Here is a 23,283-nt window from a genome sequence, read left to right on the forward strand (position 1 = left end):
CGTTACTAAATTGGGCGTCTGTCTACCGTCTAGCGCCACCTGTCAGCAGCCAGCGCAGGCCTGTCCAGCCGTCACACAGATACTTCTGGAACGGCTATGACCATGCAGCTGGGCGACGTGCAGGCGTTCATCCAGTACTCGCGGCAGGCTCCAACGTATCGGCCGGCGAGAAACAGCTCCGGACGATCGCGCGGGCGTTCCTGGCACGTCGGTGCTGATTCTGGACGAGGCGACGAGCTCGGTGGACACCCGGACCGAGGTGCTGGTGCAGAAGGCGATGCGGGCTTTGCGGTCCGACCGGACGAGCTTTGTGATCGCGCACCGGCTCTCCACGATCCGCGACGCCGACCTCATCCTGGTGATGGAGGCAGGGCAGATCGCGGAGCAGGGGACGCACGCCTCCTTGCTGGCTGCGGGCTGGGCTTACGCGCGGCTGCATGAGGCGCAGTTCGCGGCCCCTGTGGCAGAAGTCTAAGGCCGCGTGGGACCGCCGGGATCACCGTGTAGTCGATCCTGCCGGGACAAACGGGTCGTTCGGCCCGGCAGGAAGCGGCTATGCCATCTGAAACAACGTCGGTGTTGCGTCTGGCGTCGCGGCGGTCAGCTTTCACGCGCCGGCGACATCACCTGGAAGCTGGAAGCTTTGCCAGATCTGCGGCATCGTGATCTGAAGAGCGAGCAGCGGCTGCATTTTTGGAGCGACCCGATTCGTGCTGGGAATAGAACCAGAGGGGTATGTAGAGTGCCAACACGAGGAAGCCGAGCCAGGTTGAGGTCCAGCCGATCTCCAGGCTGTTCAGGTAGACCACGCCCACCAGGCACAGGGGCAGATTGAACAAGCCAAAGGCCATGGCGACATGTTTCCAGCCCTTGGGTGCCTTGAACGGTCGTTCCAGGTTCGCGAAGGCGGGGTGCTTCTTGGCTTTGACGTAGGCGAACAGGCTGATGCCGTTGGCACAGGTGTAGCCGATGGCTGCGGCTGCAAGAATCGCCGATATGGATCCCATGGAAATCAGTGCCATGTTGAATGCTGCGGTGACGAGCATGGCAACGAACGGGGTTCCTTGCCGGTTTGTTTTGCCGAAGACCCTGGGAAGGTTGCCTTCCGTCGCCATGGAGTGCATGGCGCGGGAGGAACCCAGATAAGCCGTCTGAATGATCAGGATCATGGCGGCGATCAACATGATGATGGTGATGACGGTACCGGCTTCGCCGAAGACGGCCAGTGCGACTGGGATCAGGGGTGAGATGGGCTCAGCCTGAACACCCTCGACACCAAGGACACCGATCACCGCTGCCTGCACCAGTACATACGAGAAGAAGCAGATAATGCCGCAGGCAAACAGCGCTTTGGGGACGTCCTTGCCGGGTTTTTTGTATTCAGGGCCGTAGATGGCTGCCGTCTCCCAGCCACAGGCACTCCACTGAGCGATCGCAAAGATGCCGAAGAGGATCAGGATGTGATGCATGTCCCAGGACCAGTCAGCCGGCAGCCAGTTGCCGGTGATGTTCGCGAGCTCAACGTGCCCGGTCGCAAAAGGCGCGACGGCCAGGACAACCAGCGGGATCAGCGATATGGCAGCCAGGACGTAGCCCAGAAGGGCGCCATCCTTGAGGCCGAACCAGTTGACCACGGACAACCCGGTGAAGATCACCAAGCCTGAGAGCAGTGCGAGCTGATACTCGGTAAAGGTCTCGCCCAGCACCGGGAACAGCCCGTGCAGGTATCCGCCGACCAGAATGGCGAAGATCGCCAGTACCGGATTCCAGGCAAACCAGTAGCTCCAGGCGCTGAAGCCGCCGATCAGCTTGCCCTTGTCGTACTTGCCCTTGTAGTTCTCGGTACGAAATACATGCTGCGCAAAACCTGGCAGGCCGGAGGCCTTGGGAAAGGTGGTGGCCAATTCGGCGTAGGCGGTGTTCTGAAAGAAGCCCTGGAGGACTGATAATCCCCAGACAAGGATGGCTGCAGCCGATAAATACATCGGAAGGTAGCCCAGCGAGGGCAGAATCAGCAAGGGCACTCCCAGCGCAATGGCCAGACCCTGTTTCCAGTCGATCGACCTTTCCAAATGGCCGACGCCGTCTGAATGGTTTTTACTCATAACAGTCTCCCTAGGACGACCTAGGGCCGTCTGTTTTTTTACTGAACAATTTAGGAATTCAAAATTTGAATGGCAGTGGAAAGAACTACATGGCATCGCAGCGGCTTTATTACCGCAATGTGAGGATGTAGAAAACCCGGGGCGTGATTGTGCCATCTTTTGGACGATTGAGTCGTTGGGGGTCGTCGGTCCGGGTCGAACTAGCAGCGGACCTGGACGAAGGTGCCGGGCAGGAAAATCAGGCTCAGATTTCGAAGTATCGGAAGGAGTGCGACTCTGTACCCTCGGGGTTGGGGCCGTAAGTGGTTACCATGCGCGCGTAGACCGGCGCCCAGTATCTGCCGAGCTGTCCGGGATTTACGCGTGCCGCGTCGCCCGGCCTCAGGATGACAGTCTTGCCTTCGCTCTCGATGTGGAGTTCGCCTTCCAGGACGAAGTTCGTCTCGCTGTGGGGGTGGAAGTCTTCCCAGCCACAGGCTTCCAGCTCCCACTCCGACAGGATGAGCTCGTCCCATGGGCCTACGGGATTCGAGTTTATGAACCTGCAGCGCAATCGTGGCCATTCGTCCTTCATGGCCTTCATGGACGTCGCCGGCCAGAAATCGATCGCTTTGCCCGTCGTAGGTGTCGGGAGCTGAGGCGTTGTGGTCATTGTCTTTTACCCGTTTCTTGAATGGGAAATCTGCTTTTGCGGGATGCTTCGGTGAATCTCATCAGTAGCGTCTTCGTGATCTAGGTCACGGCGCTGTCCAACACTGTGACACGGACACTTGTTCCAGTCAATGGTTCAGGACGAGGCGGTGGAAGCTTTTCGCGTGGGGCCGGTCCTGGAAATTTTAGTGAGGGGGCCAGCCTCAGAAATGTCATCTTGGACGGTTGACTTATACAGCTGTTCATGTCAAAGTTTCTGGCACGGGCTAACGTGACTGGCATCACACCAGTACTGTTCCGTTAGCCCTGCAAATCCGAAAATCTCCGGTTTGCAATCGATCCCACGAGAGCCCCGATCGGGCCTACTCAGCTGCTTTTCAGAGCAGCCTCGCCCCAAGAATGACAGTTCTGTCAAAGATGAACAGTCCTGCCGAGCACCATTTACACAGGAGACACCATGGAAACCAACCTCGTAGGAACACTCAGCAAGGCCGGATCCATCCATAAGGTAGAAGGCGGTTATGTCGGTCTGCCGCCGATGAACGAGCCTGGGACGGTCGCTGCAATCGGTGACTCCCTCCACAACCCCGAGGGCTCGGTCATGAGCGCCGGTTTCTTCGAATTGAAGGCCTCCGAACCCTTGGTATACACGTACACCTACGACGAAATGAAGGTAGTCGTGCAGGGTGAATTCATCCTCACCGACCAGACCAGCGGGGAAGTCACCCACGCGAAAGAGCGCGACATTCTGTTCTTCCCCAAGGGCACAACAGTCAAGTTCGAGACCCCTGAGTACGGTCTGGGGTTCTTCGCCGGCCACCGCTCCTTCGCGCCCTAGGCCCCCGGGCGTTGCGAATCTGCAACGCCGGAGATGGCCGAATACCTAGGCATCACCCGCTACCGCAAACGGCACCTGGCTAGCTGCCGGCCTGACCCTTAGCGCAACTCACACCATCGCACATCCGCGATCCAAGAAAGTCCTTTTGTAGAGGAGAGCAACATGACACTACGAGTCGGAATCATTGGTGCCGGCCCCAGCGGCCTGGCACAACTGCGGGCGTTTGAATCAGCCCGCCAAAAAGGCGCCCCCATTCCCGAGATCCTATGCTTTGAGAAGCAGGACGACTGGGGCGGCCAGTGGAACAACAGTTGGCGGATCGGCCTGGACGCTCACGGCGAGCCGGTCCACTCCAGCATGTACCGCCACCTATGGTCCAATGGGCCCAAGGAATGCCTCGAGTTCTCGGACTATTCCTTTGACGAGCACTTTGGCCGCCCCATTTCCTCCTTCCCGCCCCGAGAGGTTCTCTTCGACTACATCAAGGGCCGCGTGGAAAAGTCCGACGTCCGCAAGTACGTCAAGTTCAACACCGTCGCCCGCCACACCAGCTACAACGAGGCAACGCAGGAATTTACCCTGACGGTAGAGGACCTCAAAACCAACCTCACTGAAACCCACGTATTCGACAAGCTCGTGGTCGCTACCGGACACTTCTCCGTCCCCTCCGTCCCCGAGTTCAAAGGCATCAAAACCTTCCCGGGCGAGGTCTTGCACGCCCACGATTTCCGCGGAGCAGAGCGCTTCTACGGCAAGAACCTGCTCATGATCGGCAGCAGCTATTCCGCCGAGGACATCGGCATGCAGGCCCACAAGATGGGCGCCGCGTCGATCACCATCAGCTACCGCACATCCCCGATGGATTATCACTGGCCGGAGAACACGGTTGAACGCCCGCTCGTCACCCACTTCCAGGGCCACACCGCGCACTTTAGCGACGGCACCCAAGATGACTTTGACGCCGTCGTACTCGGCACCGGATACCAGCACAAATACCCGTTCCTGCCCAGCGAGCTGTCGCTGATGTCGCCAAACGTGCTGTACCCCGGCAACCTTTACAAGGGGGTGGTGTGGCAGCAGAACACCAACCTGTTCTACCTTGGCGCACAGGACCAGTACTACACGTTCAACATGTTTGACGCGCAAGCGTGGTTTGCCCGCGACGTCATGACCGGAGCGATTGACCTGCCGTCCCTTGCCGAGCGCGAGGCGGACATCCAGCTCTGGCTCGAGCGCCAAGCCGCGCTGCCGGATCATGACTCGGAAGCCGATTTCCAGACGGACTACCTGCGGGAACTCATTGACGCCACTGATTACCCGCCCTTTGACTTGGACGCCGTTTCCCAGCTCTTCAAAGACTGGATGCATCACAAGGAGACGGACATCCTGGGGTACCGCGACATGGTCCACCGCTCCGTGGTCACCGGCACCATGGCGATCAGGCACCACACCCGCTGGCTGAACGCCATGGATGACTCCTTGGAGCGGTACCTGTATGGTCCCTCGCAGGATATAGACACCGAAACCCCTGCCGACGTCACCGACAGCCTGGCCGCCAGATAATTCCGGGCCACCGGCCCAGGCTGAACCCTCGCATCGGTCGTTCCTGCTGAGTGAGCCAGATTCATCGCGACCCGGGGGTCTGGACAAGTTCATGCTTGGCCCCATGGGAGGGCTGCTGGTAGTTAGAGTGCCGGTTTGTCCAGCAGCACGAAGATGTGCCCCACCCCACGGGACCAACACTGGTTGAACCGTGGGGCGGGGCACACGACAGGCTGATCCACTTCGACCCACTGGACCTCCCAGGCAGCACCATCAATGCAGCTACGGTGATCCACCGCTACGTCCCAGGCCAATCCCATCGCCTGACCCCTGAGGCTGGCTGCGGCCGGTCGTTGCCGGAGCCACACGCCGCCGAGATCGACCATCATTACGCGGGGCACGCGTCGGGACGGAGACGTTTGTTCCAGTCAATGGTTCAGGACAAAGGTGTAGCCATTAGTCTTAGGGAACGGGCCCCTGTCGGGCCGCAACCTGGAGACTAGAGAGTGGGCTATGCGGGTACCCGCAGAGGAACGGAAAGAACAGCTAATTGCAGCGACGGTTGAACTGATGCGTCGTGAGGGCGTTCAGTCGGTGACCATCCGGGCTATAGCCAAGGAGGCTAATGCCCCCTTGGCCACGGCACATTATTGCTTCAGCGGAAAAGACGAACTCATGGACGCGGCCGCCGAGGCATGGCTGAAGAACCTCAGCAGCTTTTCCGGCGACGTCCCGGTCCACTTGGGACTTCGTAAGGCTGTGGAACAAGTAGCGGAAGGCTACTGGCGTGCACTAGAAGAAGAGCCAGCCAGCCTCCTCGCTGAGATCGAACTCATTCTGTGGGCAACACGCAACGCCCCCGTCAGCCCGCTGGCCGCAAAAATTTATCCCGCTTACGAAAAAGAGTTAGGAAGCATATTCTCGTCCGCTGCCAACCACAGCGGTGAAAAGTGCCTGATCGGCTTTCCTACGCTTGTGCGATCTTTCCTCATGATTTACGACGGAGCGGCCATTCAATACATGACCGACCCGAAGGCTACCGATCACCGATCAATGTTCTTCATGCTGGTGGATGCACTTCTGATCAAAGCCGGCGCCTAAACATCACCGCCCTGCCCATGATGTGGGTATCAACCAAGAGATTATGAGGCCCAGGAGGCGCCTCGTCCCACGATGCTGCAGCGCCATTCTTGTCGCCTGCCACAGGGCGCGGGGCTAGTCCTTGGGGGCCACCCCGCCTAGGGAACACCGGCTACGACTACCTCAAGCAGACCTTCGCCCTGCAGGCCGAGGGCCTCGTCGACGGGGGAACGGACCCCTTCCTCATCGAAACGAGCCAGGACCTCCTGCAGACCAAAGCCGCGGTCAACGGCTGCAAGCAGGCCATCGTGACCCGCGGCGTCCGGCTCCCCATCTTCGTCGAGGTGACCGTCGAGACCACCGGAACCATGCTGATGGGATCCGAGATCGGCGCGGCACTCACCGCGCTCGAGCCGCTCGGCGTCGACGCCATCGGCCTGAACTGCGCCACCGGACCGGACGAGATGAGCGAGGAAGAAACCCGCCGGGGCGGCATCGAGCTTCGGTGCGCAGTTCATTTCCGGGCTGATCATGCCGGCCATGACGTTCATCGGGAACCTGGTGTACGTGGGGATCGCGGTGGTGGGCGGCCTGCAGGTGGCGTCCGGGGCGATGCAGCTGGGCGACGTGCAGGCGTTCATCCAGTACTCGCGGCAGTTCACCATGCCGCTGGCGCAGCTGGGGTCCATGGCCAACCTGCTGCAGTCCGGGGTGGCGTCCGCCGAGCGGGTGTTCTCGTTGTTGGATGAGGACGAGGAGTCTGCGGAGCCTGTTGCTTCTTCGGGTCCTGCGTTTGGGCGGGGGCGGCTGGTGTTTGAATCTGTTTCCTTCTCGTATTCGCCGGACAAGCCGCTGATTTCTTCGCTTTCTTTGGTGGCGGAGCCGGGGCAGACGGTGGCGATCGTTGGGCCGACGGGAGCGGGCAAGACCACGCTGGTGAACCTGATGATGCGGTTCTACGAGCTGGATGCGGGACGGATAACGCTCGACGGCGTGGACGTCACCTCAGTGCCCCGGCGCGAGCTGCGCTCGCGGCTGGGCATGGTGCTGCAGGATACGTGGCTGTTCGGCGGGACCATCCGGGACAACATCGCATACGGGCGGCCATCTGCTTCAGAGGACGAGATCCTGGAGGCGGCGCGGGCGACGTATGTGGACCGGTTCGTGCACTCGCTGCCGGAGGGGTACGACACGGTTTTGGAGGATGAAGGCTCCAACGTGTCCGCTGGTGAGAAGCAGCTGCTGACGATTGCGCGGGCTTTTCTGGCGCGGCCGTCGGTCCTGATCCTGGACGAGGCCACGAGCTCGGTGGACACCCGGACCGAGGTGCTGGTGCAGAAGGCGATGCGTGCCCTCCGGTCCGACCGGACGAGCTTCGTGATCGCGCACCGTTTGTCCACCATCCGCGACGCCGACCTCATCCTGGTGATGGAGGCCGGCCAGATTGTGGAGCAGGGGACCCACACTTCCTTGCTGGCTGAGGGCGGGGCTTATGCCCGGCTGTACGAGGCTCAGTTCGCGGCTCCTGTGGCGGAGGTTTAAGGGGGCAGCCTGCTCGCGAGGAGGCCGGGGCGGTCCGGTGTGTCCTATTCAGATGGTGACCCCTTGGATATGAATCAACGAGTTCTCGTATCCGCAACCAACAGGACAGCAAGTGATTCACGATGACGCCGAAGCAAGGTGTCTTATCTAGTAGGAGCGTGCTACGGGGGCTGGGTCGAACTCCTTGAGCCTGTGGAAGCGAAGAGGTCTCGGGGGCCGCGATACAGCAAACGGATCCCTTGGGAGCTAGACATGCGTTGCGCGCGAAGAATCCCGAGTCGCTCGGGATTCAGTTGGATACTAGCCTCGCCGAGGAGGTCAAAGCCAGTCGTCCAGATTTGGACAGTCTTTGCGTCAAGTTCGGTGATGCGGAGCCAGGTCTTTGGGCCAGGCACAACTCCGTACCACGTAACATCGTCGATGTCCTTGGTGCTGCGCCCCCATTGCCGGAGGCGCGGGCGGCGGGCGTGCGACGCGAACATCTCCCACGCTTGCCGAGATTCGGGGCTTGGCCACGCTTCGTCGTGAGCGAACCAAGGGTCGAGATTATTGACCCACTGGCGCATGTCCGCTACCGAGTCGAACTCGGCGCCAGTGCTGACGACGGCCTTCTGCGCGGCGAGGCGATGGTCGAAGCCGGAGCGGATGAGCACCGATGCAGACCAGTTGAAGGTCCCCGTCTCGACCGCGGTCACGGCGGTGCCACTCAGCGTCTCGGCGAGTGCGTTGCCCTGGGCAGCTTCGAAGACCCGGGCGGCCTCCATGCCCCAGACCAAGCGATAGACCAGGTCGGTTTCGATGAACTGCGCGATAGCAACGCGGTCCCCGGTAAGGTCTGCAAGGCGCAGCCCATGAACCCATTGGCGAAGAACTTCGCTCCAGTTATCAATTGAGACTTCGGGGGCGAAGGTGTCCAGACCAAAGACGACAGCAGCGATCTCGACGAGTCGGTCGGACGCGGCGATGTAGTCCTCGTAGACCAGGCCGACTTCGACTTGCTCCATTAGGTCGACCACCTGCCCTGAAATCGCAGACAAGCTCGACCCGGCGTCGGCGCCCAGCCCAGCTAGATACCAGCCGCGACGCTGTGAAGGCGTCGACGTTCGCCAAAGATGTCGGACCCGGCCCGTCACCAATTCGCGGACGGCCGTAGCTACGCCGGTGTCTCGGCGGCGTAGCTGACGCTCCCAAAGTGAGTCAACGAGAGCATCAGTGATCACCTGCGTGGCAGCATCCGGGTCGGCGTCGTAAGCGCCGTCTCCCATGATGCTGAGAATGCCGATATCGAGCAAAGAGAGGTTGGAGCTCCATGCGGCAGCGGCTGTCGCGTGGTCTGCCGCCGACTCTTGCTGCAGGACAGGAAGGGCCCAGTCCGGACCACCTGTGAGGTAGTCCAGAAAAGGCTCGATAGGCCCAGCCCCGCGGGAGATGTGCATCCGGCCGAGCAGTGCTAAGCCGACCGCGATGAGGCCTGAGTCCAGCGCCTTGCCCCCATCGCCTTGGGTCAGCTGGAGCCAGTCCTGCCGTAGTCGCTGTCGCTGGTACGCTCGCGGCTCGAAGATCGGGTAGAGCACCAGCCCCTCGGTGTCGACGAAGGCACGCCCAGCTCGGCCGATGACGTTGGAGAAATCGGAGCCCTTCAGCAGTTCGCGGCCGCGTTTGAGACCGTGGAATAGCACCGCAGACGCTGAGAGGTTGAGTCCCTGTGCAAGGGTCGGCGAGGCGATAGTGATCTTCAACGTGCCCTCGTGGAGAAGCTTTTCAACCTCTCTACGGAACGGACCCGGCAAGGCTCCGTGATGAATGGCGACTCCGAGCTCGAGGCACCTCAGAATCGGATGATCGGCACCGAACCACTCGGCTCCGACAACGAGCGCCCCGCTCAGGTCGACGTGGTCAGGTAGAACGGCGGTGATGAGGCCTTGCCTGTGCATTTTGATGATTTCGCGCGCATACGGCTCGACGGAGTTGCGCTGGGGGCAGAAGACAAGAACCGTTTGACCTTCGTCGACCAATCGCCACGCTGTCGCAATCACCAACTCGCGCTGGTCCGCGGGAAACGGCCTCGTGCGCTTACCGATCGGCTGTTTAGCCTCGAAGTATCTAGGGATGAACGGCTGGTCAGACCCCAGGGTAATTGCCAGCCGAGCGTGATCGCCAAGCCATTCAACGAGGCCGAACCGTTGCAGGGTTGGGCGCCAGGTCTCCTGGTGCAGGCCTTCGGGTTCGTCGTCGGTGATCCAAGCGACGAAGTCCTCCAACTCTGTACCGGAGGGAAACACGGCTGACAGGCAGACGATCCGACGGGTTGAGGCGTCCGGGCGGCGCAGGAGCCGCTGAATCTGGGCCTCGTATCGCACCTCACGCTCAGACGCCCCGATCATGTGACCTTCGTCGAGAACGACCAGCCCGACGTCGTCCAATACCGAGGGATCGGATCGGAGCGCGAAGTCCAGTTTCTCCGGGGTGGCGACCACGATCTCACTTGAACGCAACGTGTCGTCGTCGACATCGCTGATCCCCATGCTGCCGTACAGTGACGACACTCGCACTCCGAGGGGAGCGAACGTCCGGGTCAGGACCTGCTCGGTTTGGGCAGAGAGCGCACGGAGCGGGGTGACGTAGACAGTACGCCGCCCCTGTGCCAGACATGCCAGGATCGCTAGTTCGGCGATCCGGGTTTTGCCAGCGCTGGTGGGAAGGGCAACGACGAGGTCGCGCACGTCGGCGAAAATCCGATCCACGACGTGGAGCTGTGAGGGCCACAGGTCGATCTCGGACCGCCCTCGTGCCAGGAGGTTTTCAATGAAGGTACGGCGCAGGTAGCGCCAACGAGGGACTACGTCGTCGCCGCCGGTTGGCGGGTCGACTGGAACGTTGGCGTCGATGCTGGTGTTGAAGAGGTCGCCGAGCATCCGACGAGTGAGCCGGTAGACCCACCAAGGTCCGGGAGCGCTTACGTCCATCGAGGCACGCTCGCCGAGAGTCAGATCCTCCAGTGCCTCGGCTAGAAGTTCGCGTTCGCCGACCTCGATCCCAAAGAGTCCCCTGGACACGGCCGAGAGGTAGTTCTCGCCGAGCAGCAGAGCCACGGGGCCAAGCGGATTGACTGCGTCGTTGTCGGCATCGTTGTCGCCGCCCGAGAGGGAAGCGAGCAGGACGTCGTCCGAGACATTTTCGGAAGAGCGCAACAGCCGTGTTCGTTCCTCGATGGCGTCGAGATTGCGCATTGTCAGGTCCGCCAGGGTGAGCTCCATGGGCGTCAACTGGCCGGATTCCCGGCTCCGTTCCATCAGCGAGAACGCACGGGCGGCGTAACCACCGAGATGGCTAGCCGCACCCGCGATGAGTCGATGAAACAGCTTGTCGGGAGTATCCGCGGCGTTGCGAGTGGCAGCTTCCAAAGCGTATGAGCTCTGAATGAACGCTAGCCGGGCGACCTCAATTTGGCTGGTCGCGTCGCCGTCGCCGTCACCGTCGTCGTCTGCTTCTAGCTCCTCGAGTAGGTCCATTCCGTCGGCGAGTAGCGCGTAGCCGTAGTTGAGGAGGTCGGCGTCGAGGAAGGGGCTGAACTCCGGCGAGCCGTTCGGAAGCACGCCGTCCCGGCGAATCATTGACTGGGCCTGTCCGCGGGCCAATAGGCGACTGCGGAAGCGCGCGTCTGTGGCGGCGCTGAGGCCAGCGACCAGAGCTTGTGCGTCACGGGACACTGGCGACCACCTTGTCGTAGGCGTCATTGATGAACTTTTGGTGTTGCTGGACTCGGAGCGTAACGGTCAGTTGGGGGACCGTGCCAGCGTATGCTTTGAGATCTGCGCCAACATGAGCGCTTGGGTCGCCAGCCGTCAGCAGAAACATCAAATGACGTACGCGATCCGGCCTCACCCCGTCGGTCAGCTGCAAGTCGAGTACGGCCTCACCAATCTCGCGATCAGATGTCTTCAGGAGTCGGGTAGCGAACTGGGACAGCGAATGTGGGGAGGGCATTTCGGCGTTTCGGGCGAGCCCCTCTCGGGCTTCCTTGACTGTTGCTCCACCGACGGTGACGCGACTCTTGGCTTCGGCTTTGACGATGCGCAGCTCTGAGCCGGCGTCAATCCTGGCAGCGAGCACGTCGTCACCCCTCATCGCCCACTCTTGGTGGTCACGGTCGATGAGCCGACTTGGTCCGACGACGTAGCCGCGCTCCTCGGCGAGATACGCGGTCGCCAGGATCTCACCCATGTCGCCGGATCGAGCGCTCTTCTTTGTTGGCAGTCGGTGGCGGAGAAAAGCCGCCACCCCGGGCTTTCCATGCCGTTCTGCGATCAACGCTAGAGCCGTCGTTTCGGCGTAGGCATCGGGAAGCTTGGCAGCTAGGACCGCAACGCCCGTGGCGTCGTCATGAGAGTCAATTTGGCTAGATGCTTGGCCTGCGATCGAAGTGAGCACCCCCTTCGAGCACCAACTATCAAACATGGTCACGACGTTCATCCGCCCCCAAAATCAGGCCGGCCCGCAGCCAGCACCCAACAACCCTCTCCATTCATACACGACCCGGCGCAGGAATGCGTGCCGCTACTGGTCTGCACCGACTCACAGGCCCCTACCCTCTCCTACTACCGGCAGCTAAGCCTCATTTCTGAGGCAGATTAGCGAAGTAGTTCACATGCTACAAATTGCTCTTCTACGCTGGTGACGCACGAGTTTAAGGACATCCACAAAGGGCTGCATGAGGACTTCGGCTTCGTCTACCTCACCACGCAGGAGCGGGCCAGCCACCCCTGAACCTGGCCAAAGGGTCGGTCCTCTCGCATGGTGCACAAGGCGCCCTCAGATGAACTGGGCCGACGGAACAAGCGAGCGAAATACGCCGTCGATCTCATGATGAGTATTGACGACTCGCTGGTCGTCGACCCTGCGGACGCCCAGAGAATCGTCGAGGTCGAGGACTGCGTGGCCACGCCGCTGGAACAGGTGTTACAGCGGTCTGGTCTTCAATAATCGGTATCGATCGTGGGCTAGGTGATGATTGAGACGTGCTAATCAAAGGATTCATCTTTCGCGGGTACAGAAGCTTCCCATCGGATCAACCGGCAGTGCTCTTCCCTCTACGCAGGGTCAATCTCTTCGCGGGCCAGAACAACACCGGCAAATCCAACATCTTGCGGGTGATTGCTGACACGTTCACCGAGGAGGAGGGGAAAAGGCCCGTTTCAAAGTGGGATCGCCCGCTTGGAGATGCCGAGCACACCTTCGCTCGGCTGGAACTGCATGACATTGCCCAGGTCCTCACCTGGGGAGAGATGGGAAGCCAGTCCGCTGAGCGGTTGGAGAGTCTGCGGAGTTTCCTTCGTCTTCCGGGGATAGCTTCAACCTTGGGTGCCGACCTCGTGGCTTTCGGAGTCTCAGATAAGGGCTTCATAGAGGGTGAAGCCTTGAAACAAATGGCTCGCGAAGCAGGCGGCGGCGAACTGGCACGCGAACTGTCTGGTGAACTGACCGGGACCAGGGGCGGAGGCGCAGGAGACGATGCCTACCGGGTTCTTGACTGGATTGCCAGGCAACGCGCGCTTCCTCCAGCAGCATTTACTGTGGGCGGCATAAGGTCAATTTCTGACGACAGTGAAGCGGATCCCGACCTGAACGGGCGGAGCATCAAGCGCCGCCTCTTGGAGTTGCAGAATCCATCGACCGATCACTTGAAAGACAAGGAAGTCTTTCTGAAAGTGCAGGACTTCGTCCGCGCTGTTCTAGACGACGCCACCATCACTATAGACGTACCTCATGATCTGTCGACAATCCACGTCACCCAAGGAGGGCGCACTCTTCCCATTGAAAACGTTGGAACGGGCGTTCATGAAGTAGTTATCATTGCGGCGGCGGCGACGGTCACTCAGAACTCAATTTTGTGCGTCGAGGAACCCGAGGTCCACCTGCACCCGATCCTCCAACGCAAGCTGCTTCGATATCTTGCATTGAACACAACGAACCAGTACTTCATCGCGACTCACTCTGCCCACATGCTCGACTCAGAGATCGGTAGCATTTTTCATGTTACCCGCGAGGATGGTGCTTCTAGCCTCAGGTACGCCGGTGCCGCGCGAGAGAGGGCCGCGGTGTGTGCAGACCTCGGATACCGTCCCTCGGACCTAGTCCAGACAAATGCAGTCCTGTGGGTTGAAGGACCCTCCGACCGCATATATCTCAAACACTGGATCGAGCACCTCGCTCCCGGCAAATTCGTTGAAGGAACGCACTATTCCATCATGTTCTATGGCGGCTCCTTGCTCAGTGCACTATCGCCGCTCGACGCCGAAGAAGTTGAGGAGTTCATCTCCCTTCGGAGCCTAAATCGGTACATGGTGGTCTTTATTGACTCTGACAAGAAGAGCAGCGGCGCGGGTCTCAATAGCAGTAAGCGACGGGTCATAGATGATCTCAATGACGACCCATCAACGGGCATGGCATGGGTAACCGCAGGCTATACAGTCGAGAACTACGTACCGGAACAGGTTCTCACCAGCGCGATATATACCGCACACCCCTCCACGAAGAAGCGGAGCCTGCCCACTCAGAATCGTTGGTCGAATCCCCTGGCGGCCGATCGGCTTGGTATTAAGCAGCCAAGCAAAGTCGCCATCTCAAAAGTTGCGACTAAGAACTGGGGAAACGAGTGGCCCCTAGACTTGAAGAAGAAAGTGCTGGAGGTCATTTCGGTTATCGACGCCGCCAATAGCCACACTTAACCGTTGCACCCGCTCAAAGCCGAAAAATTTCCGTTTGTCCTGGGGCTCGGCAGAATGTTTGGGCCCCGACCACCCCGCCGTAGTACACAGAAACACGGCGCAATGTTCCGGCCCGCCTGTCGTCTGTTAGATGCCTCGTTTTGCGCGTGATATTGAGTCCGTCCCCCGTCCCGTTCGCTCCCAAGAGCTGCTGGATGCAGTAAACCAACGGGTTGTCATTGCCGATGGGGCGGTATGCACCATGCTGCAGGGGCGGGAACTGTCGCTCGAGGACGACTTCCTCGGGCTGGAAGGCTGCAACGAGATCCTCAACGCCACGCGACCCGATGTCCTCGCGGACATTCATGACGCGTACTTCGCGGTGGGAGTCGACGCGGTCGAAACCAACACCTGCGGGGCCTACTGGTCAACCTCTCCGACTGCGGCATCGACGACCGGACTGAAGAGCTCGCCCGGAAGGGTGCGGAGATCGCCCGCGAACGCGCCTGAGGCTGCGGAAGCCGTGGACGGACGGATGCGGTGGGTCCTGGGTTCGATGGGGCCGGGCACCAAGCTCCCCAGCCTCGGGCACACCAGCTACGACTACCTCAAGCAGACCTTCGCGCTGCAGGCCGAGGGCCTCATCGACGGGGGAGCGGATGCCTACTAACATCAATGGCGCCATACTCGCATCCGACGGCGGCTGGTCGGCACTGTAGGGGCCCCAATACCCGCGCGAGGAGGCCAACGCATCACCGGTTTAAGGCCGGCCCTCCGGCCCTATCGGAATGACGATGTACGGCCTATCTTGGTCTGATACAGACCCAGGGAAAGGAACAACGATGTTCACCTTGCAAATCAGCTATCCAGTCCGGGACTACGAGGCTTTCAAGAAGGTATTCGATAGCGATCCTGCAGGCCGCGCCGCCTCGGGCGCCAGGTCTGTCCGGCTGTTCCGGGATACGGACGACCAGAACAGCGTGGCCGTGCTCCTTGACTTCGACACCAAGGATGCTGCGACCGTCTTTCTGGACCGGCTCCGCAGCGAGGTATGGGACAAGCCCGAGGTGATAGGGCAGCTGATGACGGCAGCGCCCACTGCAAGGATCCTGGAGGAAGTGGCCCGCGAGGGTGAGGGTGCGGGCTGACCACTGAGTATTCGGCACTAATTCAAGCGGTCGACGGCGGGAGGCCCCGCCGTCGTCCGTTTCCTTTCCTCCTGACTGCTTCTATCCCACCGATTGGGGGTGTCTGATAGACACTGCCGCCAGCCAAACAGCCTGCGTACCGTGGAACTTGTGGACAGAAAAGATGACATCCGTGAGTTCCTGATTTCGCGTCGTGCGAAGGTCAGCCCGGGGCAGGCCGGGATCCCCAGCTATGGGGAACTGCGGCGTGTGCCGGGTCTGCGCCGAGAGGAAGTGGCGCAGCTCGCCGGAGTCAGTACGGACTACTACACGCGGCTGGAACGCGGCAGCATCCGCGGCGTCTCCGACTCGGTGCTCGAGGCCGTGGCCTCGGCCCTTCAGCTGGATGTAGCCGAACGCGCACACCTGATGGACCTGGCGCGGACGGCCAACGCGCCGTCGAGCCGGACGCCCCGGCGGCCATCGCAGCAACGGGTCCGTCCCGGGGTGCTGCGTCTGCTGGACGGGATGACCGGAGTGGCCGGCATGGTGCAGAACGGCCGTGGTGACGTGCTCGCCGGCAACTTGCTGGGACGGGCCCTGTACTCCGAGGTATTTAACTCAGCTGTGTCATTTGGGCGGGATACTCCGGGCCGGCTGCCGAATCAGGCCCGCTACATCTTCCTCGATCCGCGCGCAGGTGACTTTTACCCCGACTGGAACGCGATCGCGGCCATCATGGTCGCGATGCTGCGCCTGGAATCGGGCCGGAATCCCCACGACCGCGCCCTGAACGAGCTGGTCGGCGAGCTCACCACGCGCAGCGGCCTGTTCGCCGCGCTCTGGGCCGGGCACGACGTGCGGATCCACACCAAGGGAACCAAGCGCTTCCATCACCCGGTGGCCGGCGACCTGTCCCTGCAGTACGAAACGCTGGACCTCCCCGGCGACGAAGGACAGGCCGTGTTCACCTTCACCGCCGAGCCCGGCTCCGCATCCGAAAACGCGCTGGCATTCCTCGCCAGCTGGGCGGCATCGCCACCCGAAGAAACCACCCAAACAGCCACCGCCGGCGATCCTGCCGGCGGATCCACCGCCCCCGTGCGCTCCCAGGCGCAGCCAGGGCGCACCACAGGAAAGACAGAACCCTCCCATGACTGAACAAAACACCACCACTGAAAAGGCCAAAAACACCACTGGCAAGAAGGTCTGGTTCATCACCGGCGCCGGCCGCGGCATGGGCACCGACATCGCGAAGGCAGCCCTCGCCGCCGGCCACGCCGTGGTCGCCACCGGCCGCAACCCCGAAAAGGTCACCCAGGCCGTCGGCGACAACGAGCACCTCCTCGCGGTCAAGCTCGACGTCACCGATCCCGCCGACGCGGCCGCCGCCATCCAGGCAGCCGTGGACCGGTTCGGCCGGATCGATGTCCTGGTGAACAACGCCGGCAACTTCTACGCCGGGTTCTTCGAGGAAATCACCCCGGCGGACTTCCGGGCACAGATCGAAACCACCATGTTCGGACCCATGAACGTCACCCGCGCCGCCCTGCCGGTCCTGCGCGCCCAGCGCTCCGGCCTGGTGGTCACCATCTCCTCCACCGCTGGCCTCGCAGGCGGCGAGTTCCTGTCCGCCTACGCCGCGTCGAAGTTCGGCGTGGAGGGCTGGGCGGAATCTCTCGCCCCCGAGGTCGCACCGTTCGGCATCCGCTCCATGATCGTGGAACCGGGGTTCTTCCGCACCGAGCTACTCACGCCGGAATCCACCAGCTACGCGGAGTCCACCATTGAGGACTACGCCGAACGCACCGCGCAGACCGTCGCCGGCTGGCAAAGCATGAACGGCCTGCAGGGCGGGGACCCGGCCAAACTCGCCGACGCGCTGATCCAGCTCGCCGAACTGGACGAACCCCCGCTGCGGTTCGCCGCCGGAGCCGACGCCGTGGGTGTCTTTGAGACCCGTGGCAAGGCCCTCCAGGTCCAGGCCGACGCCCACCGCGAACTCTCCAGCAACCTCGCCCACACCGACGCCTAACAAAACGGAAACGGACGACGGCGGGAGGTCCCGCCGTCGTCCATCACCCACCACCGCAAGGCCCCACCACCACAGTCCAGCCGGACGCCAGCAGCTTCCGGCTGCCCAAAACCCGGCACCAACCCCGGAGGAGAACACCCCATGACATCGAACCTGACCGGAACCACCGCCCTCGTCACCGGCGCCAGCAGCGGCATCGGAGCCGCGACCGCACGGCAGCTCGCCGCACTCGGCGCCTCCGTGGCACTCGTCGCCCGACGCCGTGACCGCTTGGAAGCCCTCGCCGCCGAAATCGAACAAGCCGGCGGCACCGCCCTGGTCATCGAAGCGGACATCACCCACCGCGCCCAGGCCCAGGCCGCCGTCGACCAGACCGTGGAGCGCTTCGGGCAACTGGACATCCTGGTCAACAACGCCGGCCTGATGCTCCTCGGCCCGGTGGTCGGCGCCGACCCCGAGGACTGGGAACGCATGATCGCCGTCAACATCCAGGGCCTGCTCCACACCACCCACGCCGCCCTGCCGCACCTGCTCAAAGCCGCCGAGGACAGTCCCCGCCGGGTCGCGGACATCGTCAACATCAGCTCGATCGCCGGGCGCGTCGCCTGGAACGGGTACGGCGTCTACAACCTCACTAAGTTCGGCGTCAACGGCTTCACCGAATCCCTCCGCCAGGAAGTCACCCAGCGCCACGTCCGCGTCGGCGTCCTGGAACCCGGCGGCGTCGATACCGAGCTGGGCTCACACAACACCGCCGAGGTCCGCGGCGAAATGATCGACCCCTTCTACGAGCAGACAGAAGTCCTGGCCCCGGAGGACATTGCCGACGGCGTTGGCTACATGGTCACCCGGCCCCGGCACGCCTCCATCGGAGAGCTCTGGATCATGCCCACCGACCAGGCCTGAACGGAGGCCCGGGACCAGGCCGGCGCCCACCGCGGGCTCTCCAGCAACCTCGCCCACAGCGACGCCTGACAAAACGGAAACGGACGACGGCGGGAGGTCCCGCCGTCGTTCATCACCCACCACCGTAAGGCCCCACCACAGTTCAGCCGGACGCCGGCCGCTCCGACCCGTCCGGTGCTGCATGGTGGCGGAGATGCGTGTTGTAGATCAGCTATTGACTGAAAATTCAGTCAGGCCTTATGGTTGATGCAATACATCAACGTGATGTAGCTCACGAAAGGCTTGCCATGATCAGCACGCGCTTCCGCAAAGACGCGGATTCCGTCGGTGCCGCATCCGCGCACAAGGACCGCTTCGGCCGCATTGAGTCGGCCGGCATTGAGTTCATTCCCGACGAACAACGCACCTCCCGCCCCCGGAACCTGTTCACCGTGTTCTTCGGCGGCAACTTCGCCTTCTCGGTCATCGTTTTCGGCTGGCTTCCCATCACCTTCGGCCTGGACTTCGTCGGCGCCGCCACGGCCAGCCTCACCGGTCTCCTCGTTGGTACAGCCCTGATCGCCCCGATGGCCCTCCTGGGGCCACGGACCGGCACGAACAACACCGTTTCCAGCGCCGCACACTTCGGCACCCGCGGGAGGTTGATCGGTTCCGCCCTGACCCTGGTGTTCGCCCTTGCGTACGCCGCCATCGCGGTCTGGACTTCGGGCGACGCGCTGGTTGCCGCCGCCGAACGGCTGCTCGGGATACCCGTCGACGGCGTCACGCTCGCCATCGGCTACGCCGTGATCTCCGTGGAAATTGTTCTCGTGGCGCTCTTCGGCCACGGCACCGTGGTGGCGATGCAGAAGTTCGTCGCACCCGTCGTCGGCGTTCTGCTCCTCATCGGCGTCGTCGCCTTCGCACCGACGTTCAGCCCCACAACAGTCCATGCCGACTACCTCCTGGGCGACTTCTGGCCCACGTGGATCCTCTCGGCCGTCATTTCCGTCGGCGGCCCCCTCTCCTATGCACCCACACTGGGCGACTACAGCCGGCGCATCTCGCGGACCAGGCACTCGGACCGTTCGGTGGTGACCTCGGCATGCCTCGGCGTCTTCCTCGGGCTCTTCGTCACTGCCCTTTTCGGTGCCTTCACGGCCTCGGCGTTGCCGGAGCTTGGCGGCTCGTACGTCGCCGATCTCGTGAAATCATCCCCGGCCTGGTATCTGCTGCCGATCCTCATCATCGCGTTGGCGGGCGGACTCGGCCAGGGCGTGCTCAACCTCTACGCCAGCGGACTGGACCTCGAAGCCCTCTTCCCGAGGCTCCGGCGGATCCACACCACCCTCATCACCTCGGTGATCGCAGTCGGTCTTCTCTACGTCGGTGTCTTCGTCTTCAACGCGGTGGACTCCATTACGGCCATGACACTGGTCCTCAACGGCTTCGCCGGACCCTGGGTTGCCATCAACGTCCTGGGATTCCTGATCGCCCGCCGCGGCAAGTACCACGCCGCCGACCTCCAGCTCTTCCGGGCCAGCGGACCGCGCGGACGCTACTGGTTCAGCAACGGCTGGAACCTGCGCGCGGTAATTCCCTGGGCCATCGGTTCAGTCTTCGGCCTGCTCGCGACGGACACGTCCCTGTACACCGGGCCGTTCTCGCAGCTCGCCGGGGGAATCGATCTCAGTTTCATCGGGTCCACGATCATCGGAGCGGCAGGCTATCTGCTGGCCTTGCGGTTCTGGCCCGAACCCGCCGCAACGAGGGAGTCCGCACGGGAGGAAGGTGAGCACGTATTACTGTCAAACCATGACTGACAAACTAGCCAAGATCCTCACCGCCGCCACCACCTGCATCGCCAGGAACGGCGTCCGGGGAATGCGGGTCAACGATGTGGCTGCAGAAGCCGGTGTTTCGCCGGGCCTCCTGTACTACCACTTCACCGACCGGGCCGGCCTGCTTGCCGCAACGCTTGAACACATCAACAAGCAGGTCAGCAAGGACGACGCCGCCCCCTCCTCCCCTGACGCGGAAGACCGCGCCCGGCACTTCAGGCACCTGCTCCTTGACGAAATCAAGGACGACGCTGATGTCCGCCGGAATTCGGTGGCCTGGAACGAGCTCCGGGCGTGCTCCATCTTCGAACAGGAGCTGGCGGAACCGCTTTCACGGACAACGGCGGAATGGAACCGCGAGATCGCCCAGGCCATCGTGGCCGCCAGCGAAGGCACCAGCGAGGACGAGGCCGCAGTCACTGCGGAGATCCTCACCAGTTTGGTGGAAGGGATCTCCGGCCGCTGGCTCAACGGTTTCATCACCACAGACCACGCGCGTTCCCTGTTGACGACGGCCATCGACTCACTCACCACAGCACGCCCGACGACCCTGCATGAACCTTCCGGACAGGGTCTGGGCAAATGAACCACCGACCCAACCCTCAACCACTTATCAAACGACGCGATTCCAGCGGAATCCCGCGATTATGCAAGGACCCCTAGGGTCCCGTTAGGAAGCACCACCTTGGACATCATCGCCAACACCGAACCGCCCGCCTCTTTCGCCCGGAGCCAGGAAAGCACCCGCCGGCCGCTCCGAGTGGCCCTGGTCCAGCACCGCTGGCGCGAAAACGCCGCCGAGCTCAGGCCGGTGCTGACCGGGGCCATCGGCAAAGCCGCCGACGCCGGAGCCAGGGCCGTGTTCCTGCCGGAACTTACGCTGTCCAAATATCCTGCCAACGTCCGGGCCGGCAGTAACCCTGCCCGGAATGCCGAGGACCTGCTCAGCGGCCCCACCTTCGAGTTCGCCGCCAACGCGGCCCGGAAGCACTGCGTCACCGTCCACGCCTCGCTCTACGAGCGCTCAGACGGAAACGACGGGCTGGGCTTCAACACCGCCATCCTCGTCTCGCCCCAGGGGGAGCTGCTGGCACGCACGCGCAAGACCCACATTCCCGTCAGCGCCGGCTACTACGAGGACACGTACTTCCGTGCCGGGCCGGCCGTCGACGCCTACCCCGTGCACCGCCCCGCGGAACTGGGCGGGGCCGCCGTCGGACTCCCCACCTGCTGGGACGAATGGTTCCCGGAGGTCGCCCGGCTGTATTCGCTGGCCGGCGCGGAAATCCTGGTCTACCCCACGGCTATCGGCTCGGAGCCGACCTTCCCGGAGTTCGACCACCAGCCGCTGTGGCAGCACGTGATCACAGGCCACGGCATCACGAACGGCACGTTCATGGTGGTCCCCAACCGGACGGGCGACGAAGGCGACATCAAGTTCTACGGTTCCTCGTTCATTTCCGATCCCTACGGCCGCGTCCTGGTCCAAGCGCCGCGGGACCGGGAAGCCGTCCTGGTGGCCGACCTTGACCTGGACCAGCGCAAGGACTGGCTGGACCTGTTCCCGTTCCTGACCACGCGCCGCCCCGACACCTATGCCGAGCTCACCCGGGACGTCGATTTCGACCGTCCGTACGGGGCGGTATCCGCACAGCAGACTGCGGCCCAGCCATGACCTGGATGATGCCGAGCGAAACGGCACCCCAGGAAAGGGTCTGGATGGCATTTCCGCCGGAGCGATCCTCGATAGGGCACACCGCGGAGGAAACCCATGAGGCCCGCACGGCGTGGGCAGCGGTGGCGCATGCTGTGGCGGATTTCGAGCCTGTCACCATGGTCGTGGACCCGCCAGACATGACAGCCGCGCGGACTTATCTTTCGGCTGGCATTGACCTGGTGGAAGCGCCCCTCGACGATGCCTGGATGCGGGACATCGGGCCCACATTCGTGACCGGCGACGACGGCCGGCTGGGCGGGGTGGACTGGGTCTTCAACGGCTGGGGGCAGCAGGAATGGGCCAGCTGGGGCAAGGATTCCGGGGTCGGTGCGGAAGTGGTGAGGGAGGCCGGTGCGGAGCTGCTGGACAGCCCGCTGGTCAATGAAGGCGGCGGGATCCAGGTGGACGGTCTGGGCACCGTGCTGGTCACCGAGACGGTGCAGCTGGATAAGTTCCGGAACCCGCACCTGACCAAGGCTGACGTCGAAGCCGAGCTGGCCCGCACTATCGGCGCCACGCATGTCATCTGGCTGCCACGTGGGCTGACCCGTGATTCGCAGGAACTCGGAACCCGCGGACACGTGGACATCGTGGCCGCTATCCCGTCGCCCGGTGTGCTGCTGGTCCACTCCCAGCGCAACCCATCACACCCGGACTTCCAGATCACCGCCGATATCATCGCGATGCTCGCCGGGACCCGGGACGCGCAGGGCCGTGTCTGGGACATCGTGGAGGTACCGGCCCCGGACACGCTGCGCGACGAGCTCGACTGGGTCGACTACAGCTACATCAACCATCTGGTGGTGAACGGAGGCGTCATCGCCTGCAGATTCGACGACCCCGCGGACGCGGGAGCCCGCCGGATCCTGGAGCAGGCGTATCCGGGCCGGGAAGTGGTGACGGTCGATGCCCGCGCCATCTTCGCCCGGGGCGGCGGCATCCATTGCATCACCCAGCATCAGCCGGCCGTCTGACCGCGGCAGCCATGAAGACCCCTGCTGTGGGCGACGTGCCCGCCGCCCACAGCAGAGGCTTTCCACGGCAATACCACCGGTAGTCTCGCCTCAGCCGTTGGACGCTCAGTTGCACTCGGCAACTGACGTATGTTTCCGACCGCCGTGTACGGGCCCAAGGGCCTGCGCTTCAACGCCGTCGCCCCCGGCCCCACGATCACCAACATCGTGGCCATCCTTGCGTCCGACGGCGGCTGGTC

The 23,283-nt window shown here is 62.6% G+C and carries 17 protein-coding genes and 3 pseudogenes; 16 read left to right on the plus strand and 4 right to left on the minus strand.

Translation table 11 applies throughout. From position 1 onward, the window contains the following. Window positions 1-146: 146 nt before the first annotated feature. A pseudogene (locus tag AU252_RS13010) lies at window positions 147-475 on the plus strand (ABC transporter ATP-binding protein); the annotation flags it as partial. A 148-nt stretch (window positions 476-623) separates the two neighbouring features. Here the strand turns inward: AU252_RS13010 and AU252_RS13015 are convergent. Continuing rightward, window positions 624-2,261, minus strand: coding sequence for an APC family permease (locus AU252_RS13015; RefSeq protein ID WP_240484172.1), 1,638 nt, complete (start codon window positions 2,259-2,261; stop codon window positions 624-626). 88 nt (window positions 2,262-2,349) lie between these two features. Next, window positions 2,350-2,757 (minus strand): cupin domain-containing protein, encoded by a 408-nt coding sequence (locus tag AU252_RS13020; protein ID WP_240484173.1) that lies wholly within the window; start codon window positions 2,755-2,757, stop codon window positions 2,350-2,352. 456 nt (window positions 2,758-3,213) lie between these two features. Between AU252_RS13020 and AU252_RS13025 the strand changes: the two genes are divergently transcribed. The 5 genes and pseudogenes from AU252_RS13025 to AU252_RS13050 form a co-directional block, all read left to right on the plus strand. Continuing rightward, entirely contained in the window at window positions 3,214-3,594 is a 381-nt protein-coding gene (locus AU252_RS13025; protein ID WP_058931092.1) for a cupin domain-containing protein, read from the plus strand. A gap of 162 nt (window positions 3,595-3,756) precedes the next feature. Then, entirely contained in the window at window positions 3,757-5,157 is a 1,401-nt protein-coding gene (locus tag AU252_RS13030) for an NAD(P)-binding domain-containing protein (protein ID WP_058931093.1), read from the plus strand. Window positions 5,158-5,649: 492 nt separating this feature from the next. Next, the gene (locus AU252_RS13040) at window positions 5,650-6,237 is read left to right on the plus strand and encodes a TetR/AcrR family transcriptional regulator (protein ID WP_083510376.1); all 588 of its coding nucleotides are present in this window, start codon (window positions 5,650-5,652) and stop codon (window positions 6,235-6,237) included. 131 nt (window positions 6,238-6,368) lie between these two features. Beyond that, window positions 6,369-6,689: pseudogene (locus AU252_RS23205) on the plus strand (homocysteine S-methyltransferase family protein); the annotation flags it as partial. Window positions 6,690-6,711: 22 nt separating this feature from the next. Next, window positions 6,712-7,758, plus strand: a pseudogene (locus AU252_RS13050) (ABC transporter ATP-binding protein); the annotation flags it as partial. Window positions 7,759-7,919: 161 nt separating this feature from the next. On the opposite strand, the gene AU252_RS13055 reads toward AU252_RS13050, so the two are convergent. Further along, a complete protein-coding gene (locus AU252_RS13055; protein ID WP_058931096.1) occupies window positions 7,920-11,468 on the minus strand; it encodes a DEAD/DEAH box helicase in 3,549 nt (1,182 codons plus the stop codon). After that, the gene (locus AU252_RS13060; protein ID WP_058931097.1) at window positions 11,458-12,231 is read right to left on the minus strand and encodes a hypothetical protein; all 774 of its coding nucleotides are present in this window, start codon (window positions 12,229-12,231) and stop codon (window positions 11,458-11,460) included. The genes AU252_RS13055 and AU252_RS13060 overlap by 11 nt, the downstream gene beginning before the upstream one ends. A gap of 677 nt (window positions 12,232-12,908) precedes the next feature. Between AU252_RS13060 and AU252_RS13070 the strand changes: the two genes are divergently transcribed. The 10 genes from AU252_RS13070 (at window position 12,909) to AU252_RS13115 (ending at window position 23,044) form a co-directional block, all read left to right on the plus strand. Next, complete coding sequence (locus AU252_RS13070; RefSeq protein WP_157768980.1) at window positions 12,909-14,486, plus strand: ATP-dependent nuclease; 1,578 nt, start codon at window positions 12,909-12,911, stop codon at window positions 14,484-14,486. A gap of 130 nt (window positions 14,487-14,616) precedes the next feature. Next, on the plus strand, window positions 14,617-15,135 hold the full coding sequence (locus tag AU252_RS13075) for a homocysteine S-methyltransferase family protein (RefSeq protein ID WP_083510378.1): 519 nt from the start codon (window positions 14,617-14,619) through the stop codon (window positions 15,133-15,135). A gap of 172 nt (window positions 15,136-15,307) precedes the next feature. Next, window positions 15,308-15,613 carry a hypothetical protein gene (locus AU252_RS13080; RefSeq protein ID WP_058931101.1) on the plus strand — a complete coding sequence of 102 codons (306 nt, stop codon included), beginning with the start codon at window positions 15,308-15,310 and terminating at the stop codon, window positions 15,611-15,613. A 150-nt stretch (window positions 15,614-15,763) separates the two neighbouring features. Then, window positions 15,764-16,753, plus strand: coding sequence for a helix-turn-helix transcriptional regulator (locus tag AU252_RS13085; protein ID WP_058931102.1), 990 nt, complete (start codon window positions 15,764-15,766; stop codon window positions 16,751-16,753). After that, entirely contained in the window at window positions 16,746-17,627 is an 882-nt protein-coding gene (locus AU252_RS13090; protein ID WP_058931103.1) for an SDR family oxidoreductase, read from the plus strand. Before AU252_RS13085 ends, AU252_RS13090 begins: the two co-directional genes overlap by 8 nt. Window positions 17,628-17,768: 141 nt before the next feature. After that, window positions 17,769-18,533: an SDR family NAD(P)-dependent oxidoreductase gene (locus tag AU252_RS13095; protein WP_058931104.1), complete on the plus strand. Its 765-nt coding sequence runs from the start codon at window positions 17,769-17,771 to the stop codon at window positions 18,531-18,533. Window positions 18,534-18,820: 287 nt separating this feature from the next. Continuing rightward, window positions 18,821-20,335, plus strand: coding sequence for a purine-cytosine permease family protein (locus AU252_RS13100; RefSeq protein WP_058931105.1), 1,515 nt, complete (start codon window positions 18,821-18,823; stop codon window positions 20,333-20,335). After that, entirely contained in the window at window positions 20,328-20,939 is a 612-nt protein-coding gene (locus AU252_RS13105; RefSeq protein ID WP_058931106.1) for a TetR/AcrR family transcriptional regulator, read from the plus strand. Before AU252_RS13100 ends, AU252_RS13105 begins: the two co-directional genes overlap by 8 nt. Window positions 20,940-21,038: 99 nt before the next feature. Next, window positions 21,039-22,028 (plus strand): nitrilase-related carbon-nitrogen hydrolase, encoded by a 990-nt coding sequence (locus tag AU252_RS13110; RefSeq protein WP_058931107.1) that lies wholly within the window; start codon window positions 21,039-21,041, stop codon window positions 22,026-22,028. Continuing rightward, the gene (locus AU252_RS13115) at window positions 22,025-23,044 is read left to right on the plus strand and encodes an agmatine deiminase family protein (RefSeq protein ID WP_058931108.1); all 1,020 of its coding nucleotides are present in this window, start codon (window positions 22,025-22,027) and stop codon (window positions 23,042-23,044) included. The genes AU252_RS13110 and AU252_RS13115 overlap by 4 nt, the downstream gene beginning before the upstream one ends. Window positions 23,045-23,283: the final 239 nt, after the last annotated feature.

The organism is Pseudarthrobacter sulfonivorans, from assembly GCF_001484605.1.
GTDB lineage: Bacteria > Actinomycetota > Actinomycetes > Actinomycetales > Micrococcaceae > Arthrobacter > Arthrobacter sulfonivorans_A.